Here is a 21,568-nt window from a genome sequence, read left to right as displayed (position 1 = left end):
CACATCCGACCTCGTCGACCCCTTATTCCGGAGGATCCAGTGAACGGTCCGCGTCAACGAGGCTCGGGTGCCAAGCCACCGGGTCGACCTCGTCAGGTGCTCGCCGCCATCGTCACCGCGGTGGTCGCGGGGTCGATGCTGGTGGCATCGCCGCCGACGGCGGGCGCGCTCGCCGCCCCGGAGCGCCTGCGGTCGCAGGCCGACCCGGTGGACAAGCACGGCGGGGAGGTACGCGGGATCGCCTGGCCCACACCGACCCCGGCGGGCAAGCCCGCCCCGGCGCCGGTGTGGCCCAGGGCGGGCCGGGCGGCGGCCTCGCTCGGGACCGGGCGCGCGGACACGTCGGGCACACCAGGCGTACGGGTCGGTCAGCTTCCGGTCTGGGTGAACCGGGCCGCTGGCTCCGCGAGCGGGGACCCGACCGACGTCACGGTCGAGATCGTCGGTCGCGACGCGGTCGCACCGACCTGGCGGGACGGCGTGGTCCTGCAGGTGAGCGGTGCGCAACGGACTGCCGGGCCGGCGAAGGCCAACCTGTCCGTCGACTACAACGAATTCCGCCACGCGTACGGAGGTAGCTGGGCTGACCGTCTGCGGCTGTGGCAGCTACCGCCCTGTGCCCTGAGCACACCGGAGGCTGCGGGCTGCCAGGCCAGCCCACTGCCTTCCCGGAACGACACCGTGACCGGTCGTGTGTCGGCTGACGTGTCGACGGCCGGCGGCAGCGTGGTCGCGCTGGCCGCCGACGCCAAGGGGTCGGCGGGCGACTTCACCGCCACCTCGCTGTCAGCGTCGGCCACCTGGACCGGCGGCGGCTCCACCGGCGGGTTCTCCTGGGCGTACCCGATGCGGACCCCGCCGGGGCTGAATGGTCCCAGTCCGACGGTCTCGTTGGCCTATTCGTCGGCGAGCGTCGACGGACGGTCGGCCGCCACGAACAACCAGCCGTCGTTCGTCGGCGAGGGTTTCGACTACTGGCCCGGCTACATCGAGCGCAGCTATGTGTCGTGCAGCGACGACAAGACCCCCGGCGCGAACAACGAGAAGAAGACCGGCGATCTCTGCTGGCGCTCCGACAACGCCACCATGACCCTGAACGGCACCGGTACGGAACTGGTGTTCCAGAACGGCAAGGGCTGGCATTCGCGCAGCGAGCAGGGCGCGAAGGTCGAGAAGCTGGCGAACGCCACGAACGGCGACAACAACGGCGAGCACTGGCGGGTCACCACCACCGACGGGGTCCAGTACTACTTCGGGTTGAACAGCCTGCCCGGCCAGAGCAGCGGCACCAACTCGACCTGGACCGCACCCGTGTTCGGCAACCACGACAACGAGCCCTGCCACGCCAGCGAATTTCTCGACTCGGACTGCACCCAGGCCTGGCGATGGAACCTCGACTACGTCGTCGACCCGCGCGGCAACACGATGTCGTACTGGTACGACAGGGAGGACAACAAGTACGCGCAGAACCTGACCGCGGCGTCCGACGTCTCCTACGTGCGGGGCGGGATGATCCGCCGGATCGACTACGGCACCTGGGACCGCGGCGCCAGCGACCGGTCGATCACCCCGATCGCCCAGGTCCTGTTCACCCCGGCCGACCGGTGTGTCACGTCGAGCTGCGGCACCCACAACGCGAGGAACTGGCCGGACGTGCCATGGGACCAGGAGTGCACCGGGTCGGAGTGCGGCGACAACTTCTCCCCGACCTTCTGGACCACGAAACGACTCGCGAAGGTCACGACCCGGGTCTGGGACACGACGAAGGCGACCCCGGACTGGCAGGACGTCGACTCCTGGACCCTCACCCACACGTTCCCGTCACCCGGCGACGGCACCAACGCGGGGTTGTGGCTCTCGTCCATCGCGCACACCGGTCACGTCGGCACGGCCGTCACCCTGCCGCCGATCACGTTCGAGCCGACCGCGATGCCGAACCGGGTCCTCACCGACTCGAACACGACGAACAACTGGCAGCGGATCGCCAACATCGTCGCCGAGACGGGCGCCAAGATCCAGGTCACCTACAGCCTGCCGGAATGCCACAAGGACAACGTTCCGAGTGCAGCGCACACCAACACCAAGCTCTGCTATCCGGTCATCGGACCCGACCCCAACGGTGCCGAGGACGCGCTGCTGACGGAGTGGTGGCACAAGTACGTGGTACGCCACGTGTCCGAGTCGGACGTGCAACTCGCCGGTGGACACCAGGCACCGCCGAAGTTCACCACCTACTCGTACGGCGGCAACCCGGCCTGGCACTACTCGGACGACGACGGTCTGATCAAGCCGAAGTACAAGACCTGGAACCAGTTCCGGGGCTATTCGGAGGTCACCACCCGGGTCGGCGACACCGAGGGCCGGAAGACCCTGACCGTCACCAAGTATCTGCGCGGAATGCACGGTGACCGCTCCAGTCCCACGGGCGGCACCAGACAGGTCACCGTCGGCGCCTCGCTGGGCAACGAGACCGTTCACGACGAGGACTGCACCGGGTCGGTGCGTGAGGAGACCGTCTACAACGGCGACCTCGACAAGCCGGTCAGCAGAACCGTGAACGTGCCCTGGCAGTCCCCGCCGACCGCCAGTCGCACGATCAACAATGACCTGGTCACGGCCCGCTTCACGAACACCCGGCTGACCTATTCCGCGACCGCGCTCGGCGTGGACGGTGCGGCCGGCTGGCGGGTCACCCGCACCACGTCGGCGTTCGACGACACCCACGGCACCCTCGACTGGACCCAGGACGACGGCGACGTCAACGTGGTCGGTGACGAGCAGTGTGTCACCCAGACCTACAACCGCAACCTGGGCAGGAACCAGACCGGGCTGTTGAAGCGGATCACCACGAACGCCCTGCCCTGTGGGACGGCACCGGTCAGCGCCGACGACGTCGTTGCCGACGCCCGTTACAGCTATGACGGTGCGGCCAGCGCGGACACCGCGCCGACCTACGGCTCCATCTCCCGGACCGAACAACTGCGCGACTGGACGGCCACGACCGGCACGGTTTTCCAGACGGAGGGCCAGGCTACCTACGACGCATTCGGACGGGCGGTCACCACGACCGACGCACGGTCGGTGACCACCGCGACCGCGTACACGCCGGCCGCGGGCGGGCCGGTGACCAGGGTCAGCAAGACCATCAAGAGCGGGTTCAACTGGACGAGTCACGAGGAGGTCTCGCCGTACTGGGGGACGGCCTGGAAGACCACCGACGTGAACTCCCGCGTGGCCGAGGTGACCCTGGACGGCCTGGGACGGACGACCCAGGTCTGGAAGGTGGGCTGGCCGAAGGCGGACAACCCGCAGAAGCCGTCCGCCCGCTACGTGTACACCTATTCACCAACCCGGTCCGACTACTCGTCGGTCAAGACCGAGACCCTGAACTCCGCCGGCAACTACCAGACGACGTACCAGATCTACGACGCGATGTTGCGGCCCCGGCAGACCCAGTCCTCCGGGATCGGCGGCGGTCGTCTCGTCACCGACACCATCTACGACCGTTGGGGGCGGACCGCCGCCGCGTACGGGGCGCACGCCGAGCCGGGCACGGCCTCGGGGACCCTGTGGTGGGAGCCCGAGTGGTCGGTACCGGCGGTCGCCCGCACCGAGTACGACGACGCCAGCCGCCCGATCGCGGAGGTCTCGCTCGCCGGGGACGGTGTGACGAACCTGGTGGAGAAGTGGCGGACCAGCACGTCCTACCGGGGTGACAGCATCGCCCGCACCCCGGCCCCCGGTGACGTCCCCACCACCAAGTTCCTCGACCTCAAGGGCCGCGACGTCGAGGTACGCCAGCACACCACTGCGGCGGGCGTCGCTGGCGCGTACGACGCGGTCAGGTACACGTACAACCGGAAGAACCAGCTCACGAAGATCACCGACCCGGCCGGCAACGAGTGGACCTACAAGTACGACATCAGGGGTCGACAGATCGAGTCCCGCGACCCGGACAAGGGCACCAGCTTCTCGACCTACACCCTCTACGGCGACCTGGAGAAGAGCGTTGACGCCCGTGGTGAGGTGCTCGTCTACACCTACGACGCGATGGGCCGCCGGACCGGCCAGTACGACGATGCGGTCTCACCGGGCAAGCTGCGGGCCGAGTGGAAGTACGACCAGCTCTTCACCGGCGTCACCGTACGCGGACAACTGACCCAGTCGACCCGGTACGAGCCGGCCGGCTCGACCAACGCGTACACCTGGCGGGCGATCAACTTCAACACCCGTTACCAGGTGGTCGGAGACCAGTACGTCATCCCGAGCACGGTGACCGGACTGGGACAGGAGTGGACCTACTCGTACGGGTTCGCCCCTACCGACGGAACACGAGTCTCGATCACGTACCCCGGTGCCGGGGGCCTCGCCGAGGAGACGGTGAGCACCGGCTACGACGGTACGACCGGACTGCCGCAGACGCTGACCACGAACCTGCCGACGGTCGGGTCGTACGTCGTCGGGCAGCAGTACACCGTGTACGGCGAGCCCACCGTCCTGACCCGGAAAACCGCCGGTGGGACGTACGTCGAGGACAACAACGTCTACGAGACGGACACCCGCCGGATCCGACAGACGACGATCAAGCCGGAGACCTCGGCCGGCACCATCTCCGACCGCACCTACTCCTACGACGCCGCCGGCAACATCCTGCAGCTCGTCGACAAGCCGGGGGTCGGGCAGGCCGAGAGCCAGTGCTTCCGGTACGACGGGCTGCGCCGCCTGACCTCGGCCTGGACACCCCGCGCCGGCGTGGAGTGCGCTACCGATCCGTCGGCGGGGAACCTGGGCGGACCCGACCCCTACTGGACCGACTGGACGTTCGACCGGATCGGCAACCGGCTGACCCAGACCAGCCACGGCTCGACGGGCAACACCACGAACACGTACACGGTGCCCGCCAGCGGCGCGAACTCCGTACGGCCACACACGGTGACGTCCGTCCGGACCGAGGCACCCGGACAGGCGCCGGTGACCAAGTCGTACGGCTACAACGCCACCGGCGAGACCGTCACCCGGCCGGGTGTGGCCGCCGACCAGACGTTGGCCTGGGATGCCGAGGGTCGACTGACCAGCGTCACCGAAAGCGGCGCCACCCTGGCCAGTCACGTCTACAACGCCGAGGGCCAGCGGATCCTCCGCCGGGACGCCACCGGCACCACCCTCTACCTGCCCGGAATGGAGATCCGGCGAGACCTCGGCGCCGCGCAGAACACCGCCATCCGCTACTACTCCTTCGCCGGCAAGTCGATCGCCAGCCGTTCGGGCGGCGGTGGACTGCAGTGGCTGTTCAGCGACCATCAGGGCACCCAGCAGATCAGCGTGAACGCGGCGACCCAGGCGGTCACGACCCGCCGCCAGACCCCGTACGGCGCACCGCGCGGGGACCAGGCGGCCTGGCCCAACGGCAAGGGCTTCGTCGGTGGCGACATCGACTCGACCGGGCTGACCCACATCGGGGCACGGGAGTACGACCCGACGCTCGGCAGGTTCGTGTCGGTCGACCCGTTGATGGACCAGAGCCAACCGCAGCAGTGGCACGGCTACGCGTACGCCGGCAACTCGCCGATCACGTTCAGCGACCCGACCGGGCTGATCCAGGATGACGTCTGGGCCGGTCGGGCAAGTCCGGACGACGTAAAGCGGAACGACGGAGGCTCGGGTTCCGGTGGTGGTGGTGGTGGTGGCGGTGGCTCGAAAGCCGGCCAACCGGATCGTGATGAGGAAGTCAAGAAGCGGCGAAAAGCCTACATCAATTTCACGGTTCGCTACATCGGTGACTGCGACACGTACGGCGGCTTCGGCGGCTACCGCTATTACAGGTGTCACATTTCCGACTTCACTCCGGCTGAACTCCAGGAGTCGCTTGCCGCCTTCATGTGTGAGGTCGAGGGCGAGTGCGCTATGCGGGACGCCCGGGCCAAGGAATCGAAGCTCAAGTTCTACGAGTGGATGAGCTGGATTCCTGGCATCGGGATTCCGTACTCCCTTGCTCTCGCCAAGGAAAAACTTGACAACGGCGACTACGTCGGGCTGGTTCTCGATCTCGCCGGAGCAATTCCGGTGGGCAAGGCCGCAAAACTTGTCGGCGAAGGTGCCGATCTTCTTTCTGGTGCCTCGAAGGCAGCCGATGACGTGGTCGAGGCGTGCAAGGTTGGCAACAGCTTTAGTCGGGACACGCCGGTACTCATGGCGGATGGTACGACAGAGAAGATTGGTGAAGTCCAGGCCGGTGACCTGGTGCAGGCGACCGACCCCCACACTGGTGTTACTGCAGCCAAAGCGGTGACTCATGTGCATTTGAATCGCGACTCGCAGCTCACGACTCTCGTCGTGCTGCTGCCCACTGGTGCGATGGCTGATGTCGAGACCACGTGGGAGCACCCGATCTGGTCCGTCTCCCGTGGCTACTGGGTCGACGCTGCTGAGCTTGTGGCGGGTGAGCGGCTGCGCTCGAGTGCTGGGGGTGAGGTGCGAATCGCGAGCGTCCGTAACTACACTGGCGCCCAGTACATGCACAACCTCACCATTTCCGACATCCACACGTACTATGTTCTCGCCGGCAACACCCCGGTACTGGTACACAACTGCGACTGGACCAGCCCGGCCAGCCTAGATCGGCATTATATCGATCATGGTGAGAATCTCGGGCACTACACCAAGGGGGACTACGATCAAGGTTCCAAGGACTTGATGTGTGGTCCATGCCGCTCAAGCGTCCGGGAAAAGGATGCCATGATTGAGGGCAAGGTCTACCGGTGGGACCCGGAGACGAACGAATTCGGTGTCAAGGATCGCAGAACCGGAAAGATTATTAACTATTTTGACATCACAGACGCACATGGTGGCCCGGCCGCATATTGGGGGCGCCAACCGGGTCTGGAGAGGTAAAGCTCGTGGTGAACGGGCCTGGTGGTGACATGTCTCAGTTTAGGAATGTCCGAATCGACGAAAAGCCTGGTGTGCGGCATGCATGTCCATGCTGTGGTTATCTGACTCTCCTATCTCGTGGCTGGCATGAAGTCTGTCCGGTCTGCGGTTGGGATGATGACGGCCAAGATGATCACGATGCGAGCGAGTTACGGGGGGCCCCGAACAAAGTTAGCTTGGCGGACGCTAGGAAAAACTTCTTAGAGTTCGGGGCATCTGAACGGCGAAGAATGCAGCGAGTGAGGCCCCCACGGGACGATGAGCGCCCGCCGCCTGATGTACGGGTGAACCGGCCTGGCGCGGTCTGACTCTCCGTTGACCGACCGGAAGGCAGTCCGCACCTGTGGCGCGTGCCGCTGGTGCGGGCCGAACAGGTCCGTCCCGGGCTGGTACGGCTGCGGGCACTGCTGACCGACCCACTCACCAACCAAACACAGTGGACCTGCCAGGCGACGCCGCCGGCTGCTCCGGCGGTATGGGTAGCCGGGATCGACGCCGACGGCCGTTCGCGACCATCCGAAGCGCTGGAGTCTCCGGGGCAGTGGTCGCCGGGCTGACCGGCTACGGCAAGACCTCGTTCATCAATGCCCGGACTGCCAACTCGCACCGAGTCCGGCGGTGTAGTTCGTGCTCATCGACGGCAAGGGCGGTCCGGACTACGACGACCTGTTCGCTCGTGCCTGGCTGCACGCCAAAGACGAGCCGGAGCTGGTGCGCGATCACCTGGCGCGGGTGCGGGAGCTGATGGTGGCTCGCCAGCCGGCGATCCGGGCGGTGCTCGGGGTGAAGAACCTGTGGCACCTCGGCCCCTCGCCGGCCTGGCCGCTGGTGGTCGTGGTGATCGATGAGGCGCACACGTTCCTCAACGAGACCAAGGGCACCGATGCCGAGTCCAAGCGTCTGGACGCGCTGGCCCGGCAGACCGCCCGGCTGGTGGAGGAGCTGATCCGCAAGGGCCGCAACGTCGGCATCCAGGTCGTCCTCGCCACGCAGAAGGCCACCGGGGACGCGATCCCCACAAAGATCCGGGACAACTGCCAGGTCGCCGTGTCGTTCGCGCAGCGCACCAGCAAGGCGGCCACCGCCGTGCTCGGCGCCGACATTACCGCCGCACCGGATGAGCATCCGCGTCGGTTGCAGGCCACCGTCGCATGAGGTTTCGGTGACGGTCGAACTGGCCGAGGATGGGCTGCCGCAGGTTCGGTCAGTACGCACACCGTGAGACGCGCAGGCCTCCGGCGGCAGAGGAAGCGGGTGCGTTAAGACCTGGCCGCGTCCTGGGTAGGCCCCCCATTTACCCCCCGAAAACCCCCGGCTGAGGTTGACAACCAGTGATAAGACGTGACCACTGCTTGTTCGTGTCTGTGCAGTTCAGTGCCCATTTCTGATAATCAATGACAAGGCCCTGATGGTTACAGACGGTAACAAGGGGTCGTCGGTTCGAATCCGGCCGTCCCGACGCAGGCCAGAGGGCTGATCCGGAAATCGGATCGTCCCTTTCGCCGTTTTGGGGACCAAGATCAGTCAGTTGGAGTTGGCCTGGCGCTGCTTGACCGTCAGTCAAGCTTCAGCGACCGGTGCGGTTGATCGCCATATCCTCCTCTTGCTGTATCAAGGCGGTCCGCAAGCGGGCCACGCCGGCCCGGCCCCAGCCTGCTGGCGACGTCCGGCCGGCATCGGCCGGGTCGGTCGGCCACGCTTGGAAGGCGAGACGATGAGAAGACCACGGGGCTCCGCCCCGAACCACGACCCTCCTCAGAGATCAGCCGGGGCGGATCACCTCATCGGGCACCACAAGGGCTACCAGCTTCCCCGGACGGGGCCAAGGTCGTTCGTCCGGGCGCTTCACCTTGTCCCCGTCCGGGGAGGCTGGACGGTCTGGCGACTGCCCGACGAGGAGATCAGCGACGTGACGTTGGTCGGCTACGTCGTTGTTGCTCCTGAGCCCTACGGCGTTTGCGGAGTCCCAGACAACCCGGGCCCAGTGCGAGTCACAAGCGTGTGCGTTGGCCGTAGCTAGCACCGGGAGCGTAGGTGGTTGTCTCGGTACCACGAGCAGACCTTTGTCACACCTGGCACCTCCGCCAGGTGTCGCCGGAGCCGCTCCTGCCCGTCTGCGGGAAGGTTGGAGCGGAATTGGATGGTGATGGTGGGGCCTTCATCGTCGTCCGCCGCGTCGACGCGTACGCCACCTTCCACGCCATAGCCGGTAGCGGCAGGTTGGACGACGCGTTCGAACGTCGGCTCGGTCACCGTGAACTCGGAACTGGTGTGGACAATGAACCCAACTGGCGGGGACGTCAGCGCCGGGTAGATTCGCCCGGCCAGCGCCACGCCTGCAACGATTGCCAGCAACACGCCGACGAGCACCGACGCACGTGCCCGCCGCGGCGCCCGCCCCGGATCCGCAACCGCAGCCAAGAAAATCAGGGCGGCCGGGACGAGCATCACGAGGGATGCGCCCACGACCGCCAGGCAAAGCACCAGGACTCCAGCTGCCAGGCAGGCGTATTCGAACGGTTTACGACGCACAGTGAACAGGGGGATCGCTGTGATAACGGCCGGAAGCCACCCCACCCAAACGCCTGAAACGTTGCCCAGCGCGAGGTGCGACCAACCAGCGGTAAGAGTGGAGGTTAGGAGCGCGGCCACGGCCAAGGCGCGAGGCCACGTGTGTACCTTTTCCGTCGTTAGGTTCTGCCTGTTCACGGGAGGCATTGTGTCCTCCAGAGGTCATCAGGCCAAGGGTGCCAGCCGAACGAGCCGAACAGCGGCGTGTGGTCCTTAATGGAACCGAGGTGACCTCAGCGTCGGATTGCGGTCTCGGGGAGGGGCTTGCCCCCCAACGGTTTCATGGTTCACGTACGGTGGTCCTGTCTTCACACAAGCCAGCAGCAGCGGGGAACATCTGCCTGACACGTTGGGGGGCGCGATGCGGAAACGCACGAGCTCTGGGGATCGGTTGACGCTGGTGAGCCTGGATTTTCTGGGGGATCTGGAGGATCTGCGGGGGCGTGTCCAACAGCTGCCCCACCAGCCAGGCGATGGGCCCCACGAAGATTCTCAGCATCAGGGCGCGGACCAGTCCGACTCCGTGTGGATCGTCGTCGACGCCCGCGGGCGGGTCACGAGCCTCGACATCAGCCGTCGTTGGCGTGAGCGCCTCGCAGTCAGCGAATTTGCGTTGGCGCTGTTTGAGGCTTACACCGACGCCGTGCGGAAGTCGGTTGAGGCCGGTGCGCTGGCTGCGGCGCGCAGGATGCCTGGTTCGGCTGACAGGTCACCAACTTTCTTGACCCTGCCGGAGCCCGAGCTTGGTGATGACGAGTGGCGTCGAGTCCGGTGGGCGCGACTCGACGCCATCGGAGCTGAGTTCCGTCGACTGAGCGAGCGGGAAAGCTCCGCGGACCGGGAGGAACGTGCGGTGTCAGGTCCGCACGGCTACGTGACGTTGCGACTCCTGGGAAACGGGCTTATCGGTATCACCGGTGAGGTCGCACGGATCGCCAGGGCGGATGCGGACCGAATGCGCACCGATGCTCTTGGCGCATTCGAGCAAGCCGGGCTGCGCGCTGATGCAGGGACGGAGGGTGGCCATGCCTGATATCGAGGTCCTCACCGAGGCTCTCCGAGACGAGGGGGTCAGATGGCGCAGGCTGTCGGACCGGATGGCGGACGTGCGGCAGGCGGCGAGTCAGCTTGAGCTTGCTCCGACGGCTTTCTTCATCGGCGACGCCAACATGGCCATCCACTCCACGTCATACGACAGCTTCCACTCGTTCATGCTGGATGTGATTTCCGGAGCGGTCGTGGAGTTCGAGCAGATTGCTGGGGCGCTTGACAGGGTGGCCAATGCATATGACCGGGCGGATGCCGTCGTCGACCTCGACTTGAACGCCATCTATCGGGCATAGGCCTGGGTCGTAGATCGTCGGGGGAGGGCACTGCTAGTGACACCTACGGAAGAACTAGAGCAATCGATTCTTGTGCAGCGCGGTATGTTCATCGGTGCGTTCGAGGTGATCGAGCCCGCAGTGGATCTTCTGATCGCGAAATTCAACGAGCTTGTCGGGGAGGTGAAGCAGTCGGCCTGGCTGCTCGGACCAGCGGCGATCTTCATGGTCAAGCGGGATCTGGGAACCCTCCGGGCTGCCCTTGAGCAGCTCATCGGCAAGGTGGAGTACGCCTTGGAGCATCAAGTTCCGGTGCTGTCCCTGATACAGGCCAGCTTCGGCTGGCTCGCCGAGGTGAAGCGGCCGATTTCGGATCTCTCGGTCGCGACCGTCCAGCCGGACAACAGGAACTTTGCCAAGTGGATGGGGGATGCGGCGAACGCCTACAACGCCGGGGCAGCGATCCAGCGGGCAGCCGTGGACGAAGTGACGAGCAGGGCCGAGTTCATCAGCAAGTGGCTGTTCGATGTCGTCACAGCCAACGTCGACTACGCCATCGGGCTTGCGCAAGTCGTCACGGATGTGCTCGGCAGAATCGCTCAGGGGCTGGCGGACGTGGCAGGCGTGGTCACCATACCCTGGGCGATGGATCTGCTGGCGGAATCGGTTGGCGACATTGTGGAGGGAACATTCAACCACTTGCTCACGGTCGCGCAGCGTCAGTTTGACGCCGCAGGAATGATGCGCGACGTCGCGGGACAGATCACCGATCGCTCGAAGCTTCCGGGTGGCAAGTGGCCGCAGATGGTCACTGGATGATGTAGTCAGGCAGCATCAGGCGGTCGGCACCAGGGCGAGTGTGCGTCGGAGCGCCTTCACCGTCGCCTGGGCCAGAAGCTTCGTGGGGACGAACTCGTCACCGCCGACGGCGAGCCAGACCTGCACGACCAGGTTGTTCTCCCGAGCCTGTGCCATGTGCTCCGCATACTTGAATCCGGGCTGTGATTGCCGGGTGTATGCCTCCGCCTCGTCGCCGATTCCTTCCAGCCCGCCCTCACGCCGCATGCTGGCGCCTTGGCGGGCGGTGCCGTACAGCTGCACCGCCTCTTCGGCTGACGCCGGTGTCGATGCCTCGACCCGAAAATTTGCCTCGTGGCCGTCCGCCGTCTCCATTTCGAACAGACAGGCAGCCCCCGGCGCCGTTAGCGGCGGAGTGGGATCTTCTCGCCGCACTGTGAGGGACAGTGCGGCGAGCGGAAGCATCTCGCGGTGCTCGCACAGACGCAGACCAGTCGCGTTGAAGCTGCGAGCAGGTACCAGCGATTGAGTCACGGCGGGAGTGGCGGTCCCCGGAGGAGGCCCTTCGGTCTTGACCGGACCACCGTCCACGGTGCCGTCGCAGGCGGCTGCAGCAGCGAGGACCGTCAGAACCGCGGCCGCCCGCCCCAGGGCTCGGGGTAACGTTGCCATCACGTAGAGGATAGCCACAGCCGCGACCAACCATCGTCCCTGCTCGGGCTTCTACCGTGGTGACCATGTCGGCGTACGAAAGTCCCGAGCAGATCGTCCATTCCCGTATGGTCAGTGCCTCTGGTGTCCTGGAGCACCGGGTCGACCTGCGCGGCTATCCCCATCGCTACCTGGCAGTGATGTCGGATCGAGGTATCGGCGTACAGAAGGTGACACACGCCATTGCTGCCGCTGAGTTGCTGGCGATGCAGGGCTGGAGACTTATGGACATATCGGAGTTCACGAGCAGTCGAATAGTGTTGGCTTTCCTGCAGCGAGGGTAAGGATGCCAGACCTTGTTGCTCAGGCTGCTCGGGTGGGTCTGCAGATGGCGAAGCGGCCGCGCGCCTCTTGGTGGCGGCCGGCGGCCTCCCCGTTCACACCCCGCGAGCAGGTCGCAGCCGCGCAACCGTGCGGGCGGTCCAGACTTGTTGCTGATCGAGTGCTGCCGGGTGCGGGCAGCATTCCGGCCGCGGACGACTGCCGACGGGTCTGTGCAGCTCAGCGTCACTTCTGGCGGTTAATGACAAGGTCGGGATGACGGCCGACGGTAACAACTTTTAGGTCAGCTGAACAACCGCCGGACCGTTCTCCCCAATCGGCGTCCCCGCCCACTTGTAGCGATAGGGATGCTCGATTCCAACCGATCAAACGATCCGGCGAAGATGGTCTGCAACGCACAGTGACCATGGACGTCACCGGGAAAGGAGGCGACCGTGGCGGATGGCCGCTGGGCGAATCGGCTCCGGATACGTGCTGCCAGCGTCGCAGGCGCCGCCCTGTTGCTAACTGCCGGGATGACTGCGGCACTAGCCAACTTCGTCACCTGGTACTTCGCGGCCGGTCTGGGCGTGGCGTCCGGTGCCGCGGGCCTCTACGGCGGGGTGTGGTGGCAGCAGCGCACTGACCAGCGCGCCCGTGAGGACGCCTGGCGAGCGGCCACCACTGCGGCGCCTGGCAGCCACCCTTGGCAGGAAGGTGACGATGTCGGCTTGCTGACGATGCTGCTACCGGGCCGGCGGGCCGTGCCCTTCAGCGTGCTGCACGACCCGGCGGCCCGCCAGGTGGTGCGGTGGGCCCTCGCCGACTCACCGGCCCGCGCGTCCGTGCTCTACGTCGACGGAGCACCTGGCGCCGGCAAGAGCCGGCTGCTGGTCGAGGTGGCTGAGCGGCTCGCGCTCCCGTGCGCATGGGCGGTGCCCGGCAGGGGTGCGGCGGCGGTGTCCGCGGCGGCAGCGCTGCGGCGACGAGTGGTGCTCGTGGTCGACGACGCCGACACCTGCGACGACCTTCCCGCGACCCTGGAGGCGTGGGCTGAGGCCGTCGACAGCGACATCCGGTTGGTTGTTGTCAGTAGGGTGAACCACCCGTGGTGGGCCGCCGTGCGCGCCCGCCAGCCGGCCCGAGTGGTGGCGGGACTGCCGTACCGGCCGCAGGTGACGGTACCGGCGATCGTGGGCGACGCGAAGAGCCAGCAGCAAGCGTTCACGCGTGCCCTGCTGTGCTTCTCGAAGGAGTCGGCGTCGGTTCCCTCCGTGACGTTGAAGCCGAGTGACCCGCCTCCGTCGATCACGCTGCTGCACGCCGCTGCCGCGCTCGCCGCGCGAACCGATGTCGGTGGCACGGTCGACACCGCCACCGTAGTGGCCAACATCTTCACCGCCGAGCGGCGGCGTTGGCAGGAGTCCGCCCGGCAGGCGCACCTCCAAGACCTGCCCAGCATCGTCCTTGAGCAGGCGCTGCTGCTCGCCGTGCTGGTCGGTGCCGCCAATGAGGATGCCGCCCGCAGACTGCTCAGCCGGATATGGTCCCCAGCAGGTGGTATCGGCCCCGAGCGGGCGGGCCAGCTGGCCGACTGGCTCCGAGGGCTCTACCCGCAGCAAGTGCCGGACTGGCTGTCTCCGCGGCTGCCGGCGGTATTGCTGGAACGCTACGCGGTCAGCGCCGTCGCCCACAGCCCGATGTTCGCCCAGGCGTTGGCCAACGCCACCGCCGGGGACGAGGTTCGAACCCAACGCGCCCTGGGCACCCTGGCCAGAGCCGCGGCACACAGCCCAGACGCCATCGTGGCGCTCGGTGCGGTACTCGACCGCGACCCGCCACGAATGATCGCCGCCGCGATCAGGGTCGTTGCCACCGCGGAGCTACCGGTCGACGAGGCGATCGCGTCCTGCCTGGACCGGCACGCGGATCGGTTCAGCCCGACACAGCTGCGGCAGTTGAATGAGGCCATCCCGCAGGATGCGCGGACCAGCCGGTTGGCCCTCTGCGACGTTGCGCTCCTGCGGCGGTACGTCTCGCACCCCGACGTGGACCCGGACGATCTCGACACCCAGGCCGTTCGGCAACGCCTCGCGGCCGCGCTACGCGAGCAGGGCCGGTTCGGCGAAGCCGAGGTGGAGTTGCGCGGGGTCCTCGACGCGCGGTCGCGGCTGCTCGGCTCCGAGCATCCCGACACCCTGGACACCCGCAACCGGTTGGGCGTGGTGCTGGACATGCAGGCGGGTCGTGACGAGGCGGAAGCCCAGCTCCGTGCGGTTCTGGCCGCACGAATGCAACGCCTCGGCCCCGAGCACCGCGACACCCTGAACACCCGGCTGAGCCTGGCAGTCGTGCTGAACGGGCAGGGCCGCTACGACCAGGCGGAGGCGGAGTTCCGCGAGCTGCTTGCCGCGCAGACCCGGGTGCTCGGCTTGGAACACGACGACACCCTCACCACCTGCAACAATCTCGCGGTCGTGCTGCGCGAGCAGGGACGCCTCGGTGAGGCCGAGGCCGTCTTCCGCAGGCTGCTGGCGATCCGTACCGGGCTGTTTGGTGCGGCACATCCCCAGACCCTGGCCGTTCGCGGCAACCTCGCGGTGGTGTTGGAAAAGCAGGGGAACTACGACGCGGCGGAGGCGGAGTTCCGCGAACTGCTTGCCGAGTGGACGCGATTGTCGGGCGCGGCGCATCCGGACACCGTGAAGGTGCGCAACAGCCTCGCCGTCGTGCTCAGCGTGCAGGGGCGGCACAGCGAGGCGGAGGCGGAACTGCGCGAGGTGCTCGCTGCCCACACCCGGTCGCTCGGCGTCGAGCATCCCAGCACCCTGATCGTTCGCAGCAACCTCGCCATCGCGGTGGACGAGCAGGGACGACACGACGAGGCTGTTGCGGAGTTCCGTGCCGTGCTGGCCATCCGGGCGCGGACCCTGGGAGCCGAGCACCGCGAGACGCTGAGTACCCGCCACAGCATTGCGGTGGTGCTGCTCAGGTGGGGCCAATTCAGCGCGGCCGAGGCGGAACTGCGTGACCTGCTGGCCACCCGCACGCGGCTGCTCGGCGCGAACCATCCCGACGCCCTCAGCACCCACAGCGCCCTCGCCAGGGTGCTGGCCGACCAGGGCCGTTACGTGGAGGCGCAGACGGCGTTCCGGCACGTGCACGCCGGCTGGACCCGGGTGCTCGGCCCGGAACACCCCAAGACCCTGGCCGTCCTCAGCTACCTGCGCGCGAGTTCCCAGCCTGAGCGTCGGGACGGCCAGACGCAGAACCGGATCCTAAGGACGACCGAGTCAGGTCCGTAGATCTGTCGACTAACCTCGGTCCTTGATTTCGGGAACTCCTCGCCGAGCTGCCCGGCCATGGCTTCGATGACCCGCCCACTGAGTGGACCACGCTGCGCGTCGATGGTGAGACCAAGCGATCGGGCTCAGCAGCGCGGTCACACTCGTTGTGGCAGCATCACGCGGAGTTGCGCCACTTGCGGCCGTGCCGGCCGATGAGCCGATCGGCGTCGGTCGGGCCCCAGGAGGCGGCCTCGTAGGTGGGGATCGGCGAGTTGTCCTTCTCCCAGTTGTCGATGATCGGGTCGACGATCCGCCAGCACTGCTGCACCTCGTCGCTGCGGATGAACAGCGACGCGTCACCGATCAGCGCGTCCAGGAGCAGACGCTCGTACGCCTCCGGGGACTCCTCGACGAACGTCTGGTCGTAGGAGAACTCCATCGTGGCGGTGCGGACCCGGAAGGAGTGGCCCGGCACTTTGGCACCGAAGCGCAGCGAGATGCCCTCGTTGGGCTGGATCCGCAGGATCAGCGCGTCAGCATCGAGGCCGGTGAGCTGGTCGGTCGGGATCGGCAGGTGCGGCGGCCGCTGGAACTGCAGTGCCACCTCGGTGAGCCGGGCCGGCAGGCGCTTGCCGGTGCGTACGTAGAACGGCACCCCGGCCCAGCGCCAGTTGTCGACGTTGAGCCGCATCGCGGCGTAGGTCTCGGTCCGCGACAGGGGGTCGACGCCGGCCTCCTCGCGGTAGCCGGCCATCAGCTCCTCACGGGTGCCGCCCCGGGTGTACTGTCCCCGGACCGCGGCCTCGGCGATGTCCCGGTCGGTGGGGAGCCGGATCGCCTGCAGCAGCTTCACCTTCTCGTTGCGCAGGCCCTCAGCCTCGAAGGAGGCCGGTGGCTCCATCAATGCCAGCGCGAGAACCTGAAGCACGTGGTTCTGCACGATGTCCCGCATCGCGCCGGCTTCCTCGTAGAAGCCGCCGCGGCTGCCGACGCCGAGGGTCTCGGCGACGGTGATCTGCACGTGGTCGACCCAGGAGCGATCCCAGATGGGTTGGAAGATCGAGTTCGCGAAGCGCAGCGCCAGCACATTCTGGACGGTGTCCTTGCCCAGGTAGTGATCGATGCGAAAGACCTGGTGCTCGTCGAACGCGCTGTGTACAACGCCGTCGAGCTCGCGGGCCGTGACCAGGTCGCGCCCGTACGGCTTCTCGATGACCAGGCGGGAGAAGGAGCCCTCGCGTGGCTGGTTGAGCCCGACACCGGCCAGTCCGTTGATCACCGGCTCGAAGGCCCCGGCCGGGGTGGACAGGTAGAAGAGACGGTTGCCGGACGTGCCCCGCTGTGCGTCCAACTCGTCGAGGGTCTCCACGAGCCGCTTGTAGGTCTCCGGGTCGTCGTAGCCACCGGCCACGTACCGCACGCCGCCCTGGAGTTGGCGCTTGCTGGCGAGGGTGCGTTCGCCCAGGGCGCTCTCGGCGAACTGTTCGTCGGTCATCGACGTGCGCGCGACGCCGACCAGCGCGAACTGGTCCGGGAGCCGCTCGTGCCGAGCCAGGCTCTCGATTGCGGGCAGTAGCTTCCGTCGGGTCAGGTCACCGGAGGCGCCGAAGATCACCAGCGTGGCCGGCGGGGCACTCCGCTCCTGGATGAGCTGAGATGCGTGGTCCATGGTCTGCGTTCCTCCGGGCACAAGGGGTGTGGGGTTGGGGGATGTCGTGCTGTCATGCCAGGAATTGTGCGGGCTTTGGCGGTACTGGCCGGGGGCCACGCGGCATGGCCCGTTGGTCGCGGCCCTTGAGCGTCGCATGTCCAGCTGACGGGTAGGCGATTCGGTGCGGTCTGTCGGCGTACGCGGTGGTGGTACGAATGATCGTGGCCAGGTAGCCCGCGGAGGTCAACGGTCTCGCCGACGGCGGCGCCGGGGACCACCAGGGTGCGGCCGCGGCGTGGCGCTGGTCCGGTGGTGGTGGCCCAGCCTGATGTCGGTCTCATGATCGGGCTGTTCGTATCCGCCTGTGACGGGAAGATGATCGGCAGAATGCTCGCGCCGCAGCACCAGGCCGCAGCGGATTCTTGAGGTGCCCAACGCGAGCGGGAGCGGCGTCGGTGGGCGTTGGGGACCTCGTGCTCGCTGCGTCAGCCAGCTCCACCGCAGCGGTGTTGCCTGCGGCTCTTATCTCGGAACTGGGCGTAGCTCATCATCGCTGGTCTGCTGGTCCTCGGATGGCGTCCCGGCGCGCCCGCCGGATCCTCTGGATTCTGCGACTGGCCCGCAGCTCTACGGCGGCAGCGGCAGGTGGGGACCCGACGATTGTCAGGCCCCACCTTCATCGCCGCGTTCGGAGAATTGAGCGACGCTGCCGGCGTCAGCGCCCGGTGGGCACGATGTTTGAGGATTGCCCGTTCTGCTCGTCGCGCTTCAGGCGCTTCGCAGTCTGCTTCTCCTTGATCGTCTTGCCCTTCTTCTTGACGTTCGCCTTGCTCGTCGAGTCCTTGGACATGATCAACCTCCTAGAGCAGGTCGGTGAACGTGCAGCGTGGTACTCGCCTGATCGCGGCGTGCAGGTGACGGAAGACCCGCGGCGGGCGCGAAGTCCTTCACTGCACGCCGACCCTACGCTGTTCCAGGTCTTGCCGACGTTGGGAAGCGCATCGACGATCGTGGGGCGATAGATCGTGCCGCCCCACCGCTACGGTAGGCGGGCCGCGATGGGTCGTTCTTGTTGACCGTAGGTCCCATGGTGGGGGAATGGGGTGCGGCGGGATTCTGGCGGGCTGTCGGCCTGCCCCCGTTTACCCTCCCCGCTGCGGTCGGTAACAAGGGGTTGTGACAAGCCTTGAACGAGGCTCTACATGAGGTTCTCGTGGGTTCAAATCGCCTCGTTCCCACGAGGGCTGGCCTGGCAACACACCCCGCGGTCACGGTAGCCGATACGGAGGAGCCTGGAGGCGCGGCACCGGCAGCTGTAGAAGTCGCAGGTTTCGAGATGGTGGAGCCTTATCGTGGTAGACGTTCGACGACCAGTGAGTCGTTCGGCTGGGTTGACTGTCTCACTGTTCGGCGGAGCGTAAGTGGCTGCGGCGGTCACGACAATGGTCATACGCCCTCTCACTGGAGACGCCGTGCAGCAGACACCCGATTCGTCGGAGCCATCCGCTCAGCACCCGCCCGGAGTCGACGCGTCGCCGTCTGCTGGGCGGCCCTCGGTGCAGCCGGTGGTCCCGGGGGCCCAGCTTCGGGCGGGCGTGAGGGTGGGAATCGTCCTGTCAGTGGTAGTCGTTGGTGGACTCTTCATGTGCTGTGTCGGTGTGGGCGCTCTTGCCGCTGTCGGTTTGATCATCGGCGAGGCGTCACCTTCTCAATCCGCTCCGACCGTCTCTGCCGCCGGACCGACGCCGTCACCAACTACCCGAACACCTGAGCCGGCTCGCACCACCGCTCTACCTAGCCAACCTGCCACGCCCCCCGCACAGCCGACTCGCCCACCGACGCCCGGAAAACGCCTACCTGCCTACGACGCCTTCGAGCGTCGGGACGTCAGCTCTGGATCCGGCGCTCGCCGTCTAGTCCTGCGGGTTGAATTACGCGTCTTTCCCGTCGACAGTCAGCAGGTCGTCGACGTGGCGACGCACGTCGTGGAGAGCCATCGCGGGCAGGGGTGGCAGGCGTTGTCAATCGTTGTCACGTACGACCGACGTGAGGTGGTGCCCAGCTACGCGGTGTTCGAATGGGCGCCCGAGGGGCGCTGGACGGACGCCGCCGATGGCGACCCCGCGTCCTGGCGGGGCTACCGGCTGCATCAGGCCGTCGTTCGCGACAAGCTGTCGCAGCCTGATGAGTGCCAGGTGCCGACGGAGCAGGCCTATGTGCTCAACGCCGAGTTCAACCAGGCAACCGAGGACAACGTCGACGTCAGCGAAGAAGCAGTGCTCGCGGATATCGCCGAACGGCACAGCATCTCGGCTGCCCGCGCTGAAGAACTGGTCCTGGCTGTCGAGGACTGGACAATGTGCTGAGCCCCAACACGCAGGCCGAGTCCACCCGGCCCTTTAGGGCATCGGTCGATCCCGCGGGCGGGCCGAGCACGAAGACCCACCTCGCGGTCGACGGACGCGGCCGACCGTTGTCGGTCCTGCGGCGCGATGATCTGGTCGGTCAACTGGGACGTGACGAACGGCAACCGCTTCGCCAACACGGTCGGCCCGCACCTGGACGCGCTGCCCTGAGACCGGCACCGCCGGCACGGATCCCGCAACGGGATCCGTGCCGGGTGGGCCGATCAGATGAACGCGAGCGAGCTGAAGAACGCCGGGTAGCAGTCGACATAGATGTCGTAGACGCCGGGCGGCACGTGCACGGGGCCCAGGGTGGCCCCGTTGGAGCACCGGGCGCTGACCGCGGTCGTCGGCTGGCCGGTGAGGGTGCAGCCCTGGAACACGATCAGCCACGGGTCGACGTACTGCCCGGCATACGGGCAGGAGCCCGACATCACCGAGAAACCGCCGCCCTTCGCCGGTGAGGCGGCGGCCGCCGTCGACGTCGTGACGCTCAACGTGCCGGCGGAGCTCGCCGATGCCCGCTCGGCTCCGATGGCGGCGACAGCCGCGTCGCCGCTCGGCGCGGGTGCCGCGACCGCCGCGGACGGTGCGGCCATGAACGCGGCGAGCATCGCCGTCGCGGCCAACAGCAGACTGGATGCGCGGAGAATGCCGGATCGTGCTCCGGCGGAGGGCCGACTACGCCATGTCATAACCAGAACCACCTCTCGATTGCTGTGCGATCTGCGGATGCCGGGGCGCGTGCCTGGTCGCGCCCGAGTAGGCCGGGCCGTCGTCCGACGTCCATGGCGAAGCGTTCCAGGGTGCCGGTGGCCGGGTCTTCGTGACAGAGCGAGAACCGGGTCGCCGGCGTACCCCGGTTCTTGCGAATGTCCGCAAGGCTGTCCGGTCCGCGTCAACCGGGCGGCGTGGCCGGAACGCATCGATTACCGTTGACCGGCATGGGCGGTCTGTTCAGCCTCTGGCGGCAGCGAGTGGCCGACAACGCCCACCGGGCGGTGGACGCCTACCAGGAGGAACTGCTGGAATACCGCAACCTCGCGGCCATGCCGCAGGTGCGGTCGGAGATGCTCGATTTCGCGGTCTTCCTACGTCAGCGCACAGTCGACCTCGCGGCGGACAGCGCGCCGTTCCACGTGCAGGATCTGGACCTGATGGCCGCGATGGGCCGCCAGCGCGGCGAGAAGGGACTCACCCTGACCGCGCAGCGGCAGGTGCTGCTCGTGCACACCCGGCTGACGCTGCGCGAGGTGTACGAGGCGGCCGGCCCGAACGACATCGCCGCGACGATGCACACGCTCGCCTGGCTGGCTCCCGCGGGACTGGCCGCCCAGGGCGCGTACACCCGGGGCTGGATCGAGGGGCAGCGGCGCACGCTGGCGACCGCCGCCCAGGTGCGGCTGCTGACGGTGATGCTGCTGGCCGGCGACGACAGCGCGACCGACCTGGCGCGCGGCCTGCACATGCCGGTCCCCGACCACGTCGTCGCGACGGTGGTCCGGGTGGCCGGCGGGTCGCCCGGGCCGGACCAGGCGGCTGCTGGCGTCGATGGCGACCTGCAGGTGCGTCGAGTACCTGTCGGTCTTGCTCCGGGGCGCCAGGCGGTGCTCGCGGGGCGGGAGCCGGGTG

The 21,568-nt window shown here is 67.3% G+C and carries 14 protein-coding genes and 2 pseudogenes; 11 read left to right on the top strand and 5 right to left on the bottom strand.

Annotation, left to right across the window (positions count from 1 at the left end):
* Positions 1–96 precede the first annotated feature (96 nt).
* The 3 genes and pseudogenes from KBX08_RS34755 to KBX08_RS18980 form a co-directional block, all read left to right on the top strand.
* Positions 97–6,891 carry an RHS repeat-associated core domain-containing protein gene (locus KBX08_RS34755; protein ID WP_210784803.1) on the top strand — a complete coding sequence of 2,265 codons (6,795 nt, stop codon included), beginning with the start codon at positions 97–99 and terminating at the stop codon, positions 6,889–6,891.
* A gap of 29 nt (positions 6,892–6,920) precedes the next feature.
* A complete protein-coding gene (locus KBX08_RS18985; RefSeq protein WP_210784802.1) occupies positions 6,921–7,238 on the top strand; it encodes a CPCC family cysteine-rich protein in 318 nt (105 codons plus the stop codon).
* Positions 7,239–7,256: 18 nt separating this feature from the next.
* A pseudogene (locus KBX08_RS18980) lies at positions 7,257–8,070 on the top strand (hypothetical protein); the annotation flags it as partial.
* Between the two features lie 876 nt (positions 8,071–8,946).
* On the opposite strand, the gene KBX08_RS18975 reads toward KBX08_RS18980, so the two are convergent.
* Positions 8,947–9,639 carry a hypothetical protein gene (locus tag KBX08_RS18975; RefSeq protein ID WP_210784801.1) on the bottom strand — a complete coding sequence of 231 codons (693 nt, stop codon included), beginning with the start codon at positions 9,637–9,639 and terminating at the stop codon, positions 8,947–8,949.
* Between the two features lie 253 nt (positions 9,640–9,892).
* Here KBX08_RS18975 and KBX08_RS18970 point away from each other — a divergent pair, with 253 nt between their 5' ends.
* From KBX08_RS18970 to KBX08_RS18960, 3 genes are read left to right on the top strand one after another with little or no spacing between them, the layout of a single operon-like run.
* A complete protein-coding gene (locus KBX08_RS18970) occupies positions 9,893–10,534 on the top strand; it encodes a hypothetical protein (RefSeq protein WP_210784800.1) in 642 nt (213 codons plus the stop codon).
* Complete coding sequence (locus KBX08_RS18965) at positions 10,527–10,844, top strand: hypothetical protein (RefSeq protein ID WP_210784799.1); 318 nt, start codon at positions 10,527–10,529, stop codon at positions 10,842–10,844. Before KBX08_RS18970 ends, KBX08_RS18965 begins: the two co-directional genes overlap by 8 nt.
* Positions 10,845–10,880: 36 nt before the next feature.
* A complete protein-coding gene (locus KBX08_RS18960; RefSeq protein WP_307850578.1) occupies positions 10,881–11,642 on the top strand; it encodes a hypothetical protein in 762 nt (253 codons plus the stop codon).
* Between the two features lie 15 nt (positions 11,643–11,657).
* Here the strand turns inward: KBX08_RS18960 and KBX08_RS18955 are convergent, their stop codons facing one another.
* Positions 11,658–11,996 carry a hypothetical protein gene (locus KBX08_RS18955; RefSeq protein ID WP_247669655.1) on the bottom strand — a complete coding sequence of 113 codons (339 nt, stop codon included), beginning with the start codon at positions 11,994–11,996 and terminating at the stop codon, positions 11,658–11,660.
* Positions 11,997–12,358: 362 nt separating this feature from the next.
* Between KBX08_RS18955 and KBX08_RS18950 the strand changes: the two genes are divergently transcribed.
* Together KBX08_RS18950 and KBX08_RS18945 are read left to right on the top strand one after the other, a co-directional pair.
* Positions 12,359–12,616 carry a transcriptional regulator gene (locus KBX08_RS18950; RefSeq protein WP_210784798.1) on the top strand — a complete coding sequence of 86 codons (258 nt, stop codon included), beginning with the start codon at positions 12,359–12,361 and terminating at the stop codon, positions 12,614–12,616.
* Positions 12,617–13,129: 513 nt separating this feature from the next.
* Positions 13,130–15,898 (top strand): tetratricopeptide repeat protein, encoded by a 2,769-nt coding sequence (locus KBX08_RS18945; RefSeq protein WP_210784797.1) that lies wholly within the window; start codon positions 13,130–13,132, stop codon positions 15,896–15,898.
* Positions 15,899–16,055: 157 nt separating this feature from the next.
* On the opposite strand, the gene zwf is transcribed toward KBX08_RS18945, so the two are convergent.
* Together zwf and KBX08_RS34450 are read right to left on the bottom strand one after the other, a co-directional pair.
* Positions 16,056–17,549, bottom strand: coding sequence for a glucose-6-phosphate dehydrogenase (gene zwf, locus KBX08_RS18940; protein WP_210784796.1), 1,494 nt, complete (start codon positions 17,547–17,549; stop codon positions 16,056–16,058).
* A 697-nt stretch (positions 17,550–18,246) separates the two neighbouring features.
* On the bottom strand, positions 18,247–18,381 hold the full coding sequence (locus KBX08_RS34450) for a hypothetical protein (protein ID WP_255750547.1): 135 nt from the start codon (positions 18,379–18,381) through the stop codon (positions 18,247–18,249).
* Positions 18,382–19,501: 1,120 nt separating this feature from the next.
* On the opposite strand from KBX08_RS34450, the gene KBX08_RS18935 reads away from it, so the two are divergent.
* Positions 19,502–19,897: a hypothetical protein gene (locus KBX08_RS18935; protein WP_210784795.1), complete on the top strand. Its 396-nt coding sequence runs from the start codon at positions 19,502–19,504 to the stop codon at positions 19,895–19,897.
* Positions 19,898–19,937: 40 nt separating this feature from the next.
* Positions 19,938–20,017, top strand: a pseudogene (locus tag KBX08_RS34925) (IS5/IS1182 family transposase); the annotation flags it as partial.
* Positions 20,018–20,160: 143 nt separating this feature from the next.
* On the opposite strand, the gene KBX08_RS18930 reads toward KBX08_RS34925, so the two are convergent.
* Positions 20,161–20,565 carry a hypothetical protein gene (locus KBX08_RS18930; protein ID WP_196922387.1) on the bottom strand — a complete coding sequence of 135 codons (405 nt, stop codon included), beginning with the start codon at positions 20,563–20,565 and terminating at the stop codon, positions 20,161–20,163.
* Between the two features lie 315 nt (positions 20,566–20,880).
* On the opposite strand from KBX08_RS18930, the gene KBX08_RS34920 reads away from it, so the two are divergent.
* The coding region (locus KBX08_RS34920; protein ID WP_374101956.1) for a hypothetical protein at positions 20,881–21,568 on the top strand (688 nt) is incomplete at its 3' end.

Source organism: Micromonospora sp. H61 (genome assembly GCF_018070325.1).
GTDB classification, from domain to species: Bacteria; Actinomycetota; Actinomycetes; order Mycobacteriales; family Micromonosporaceae; genus Micromonospora; species Micromonospora salmantinae.
The sequence above is the reverse complement of the archived record's forward strand: the minus strand, read 5'-3'. Positions and strand labels throughout refer to the sequence as shown.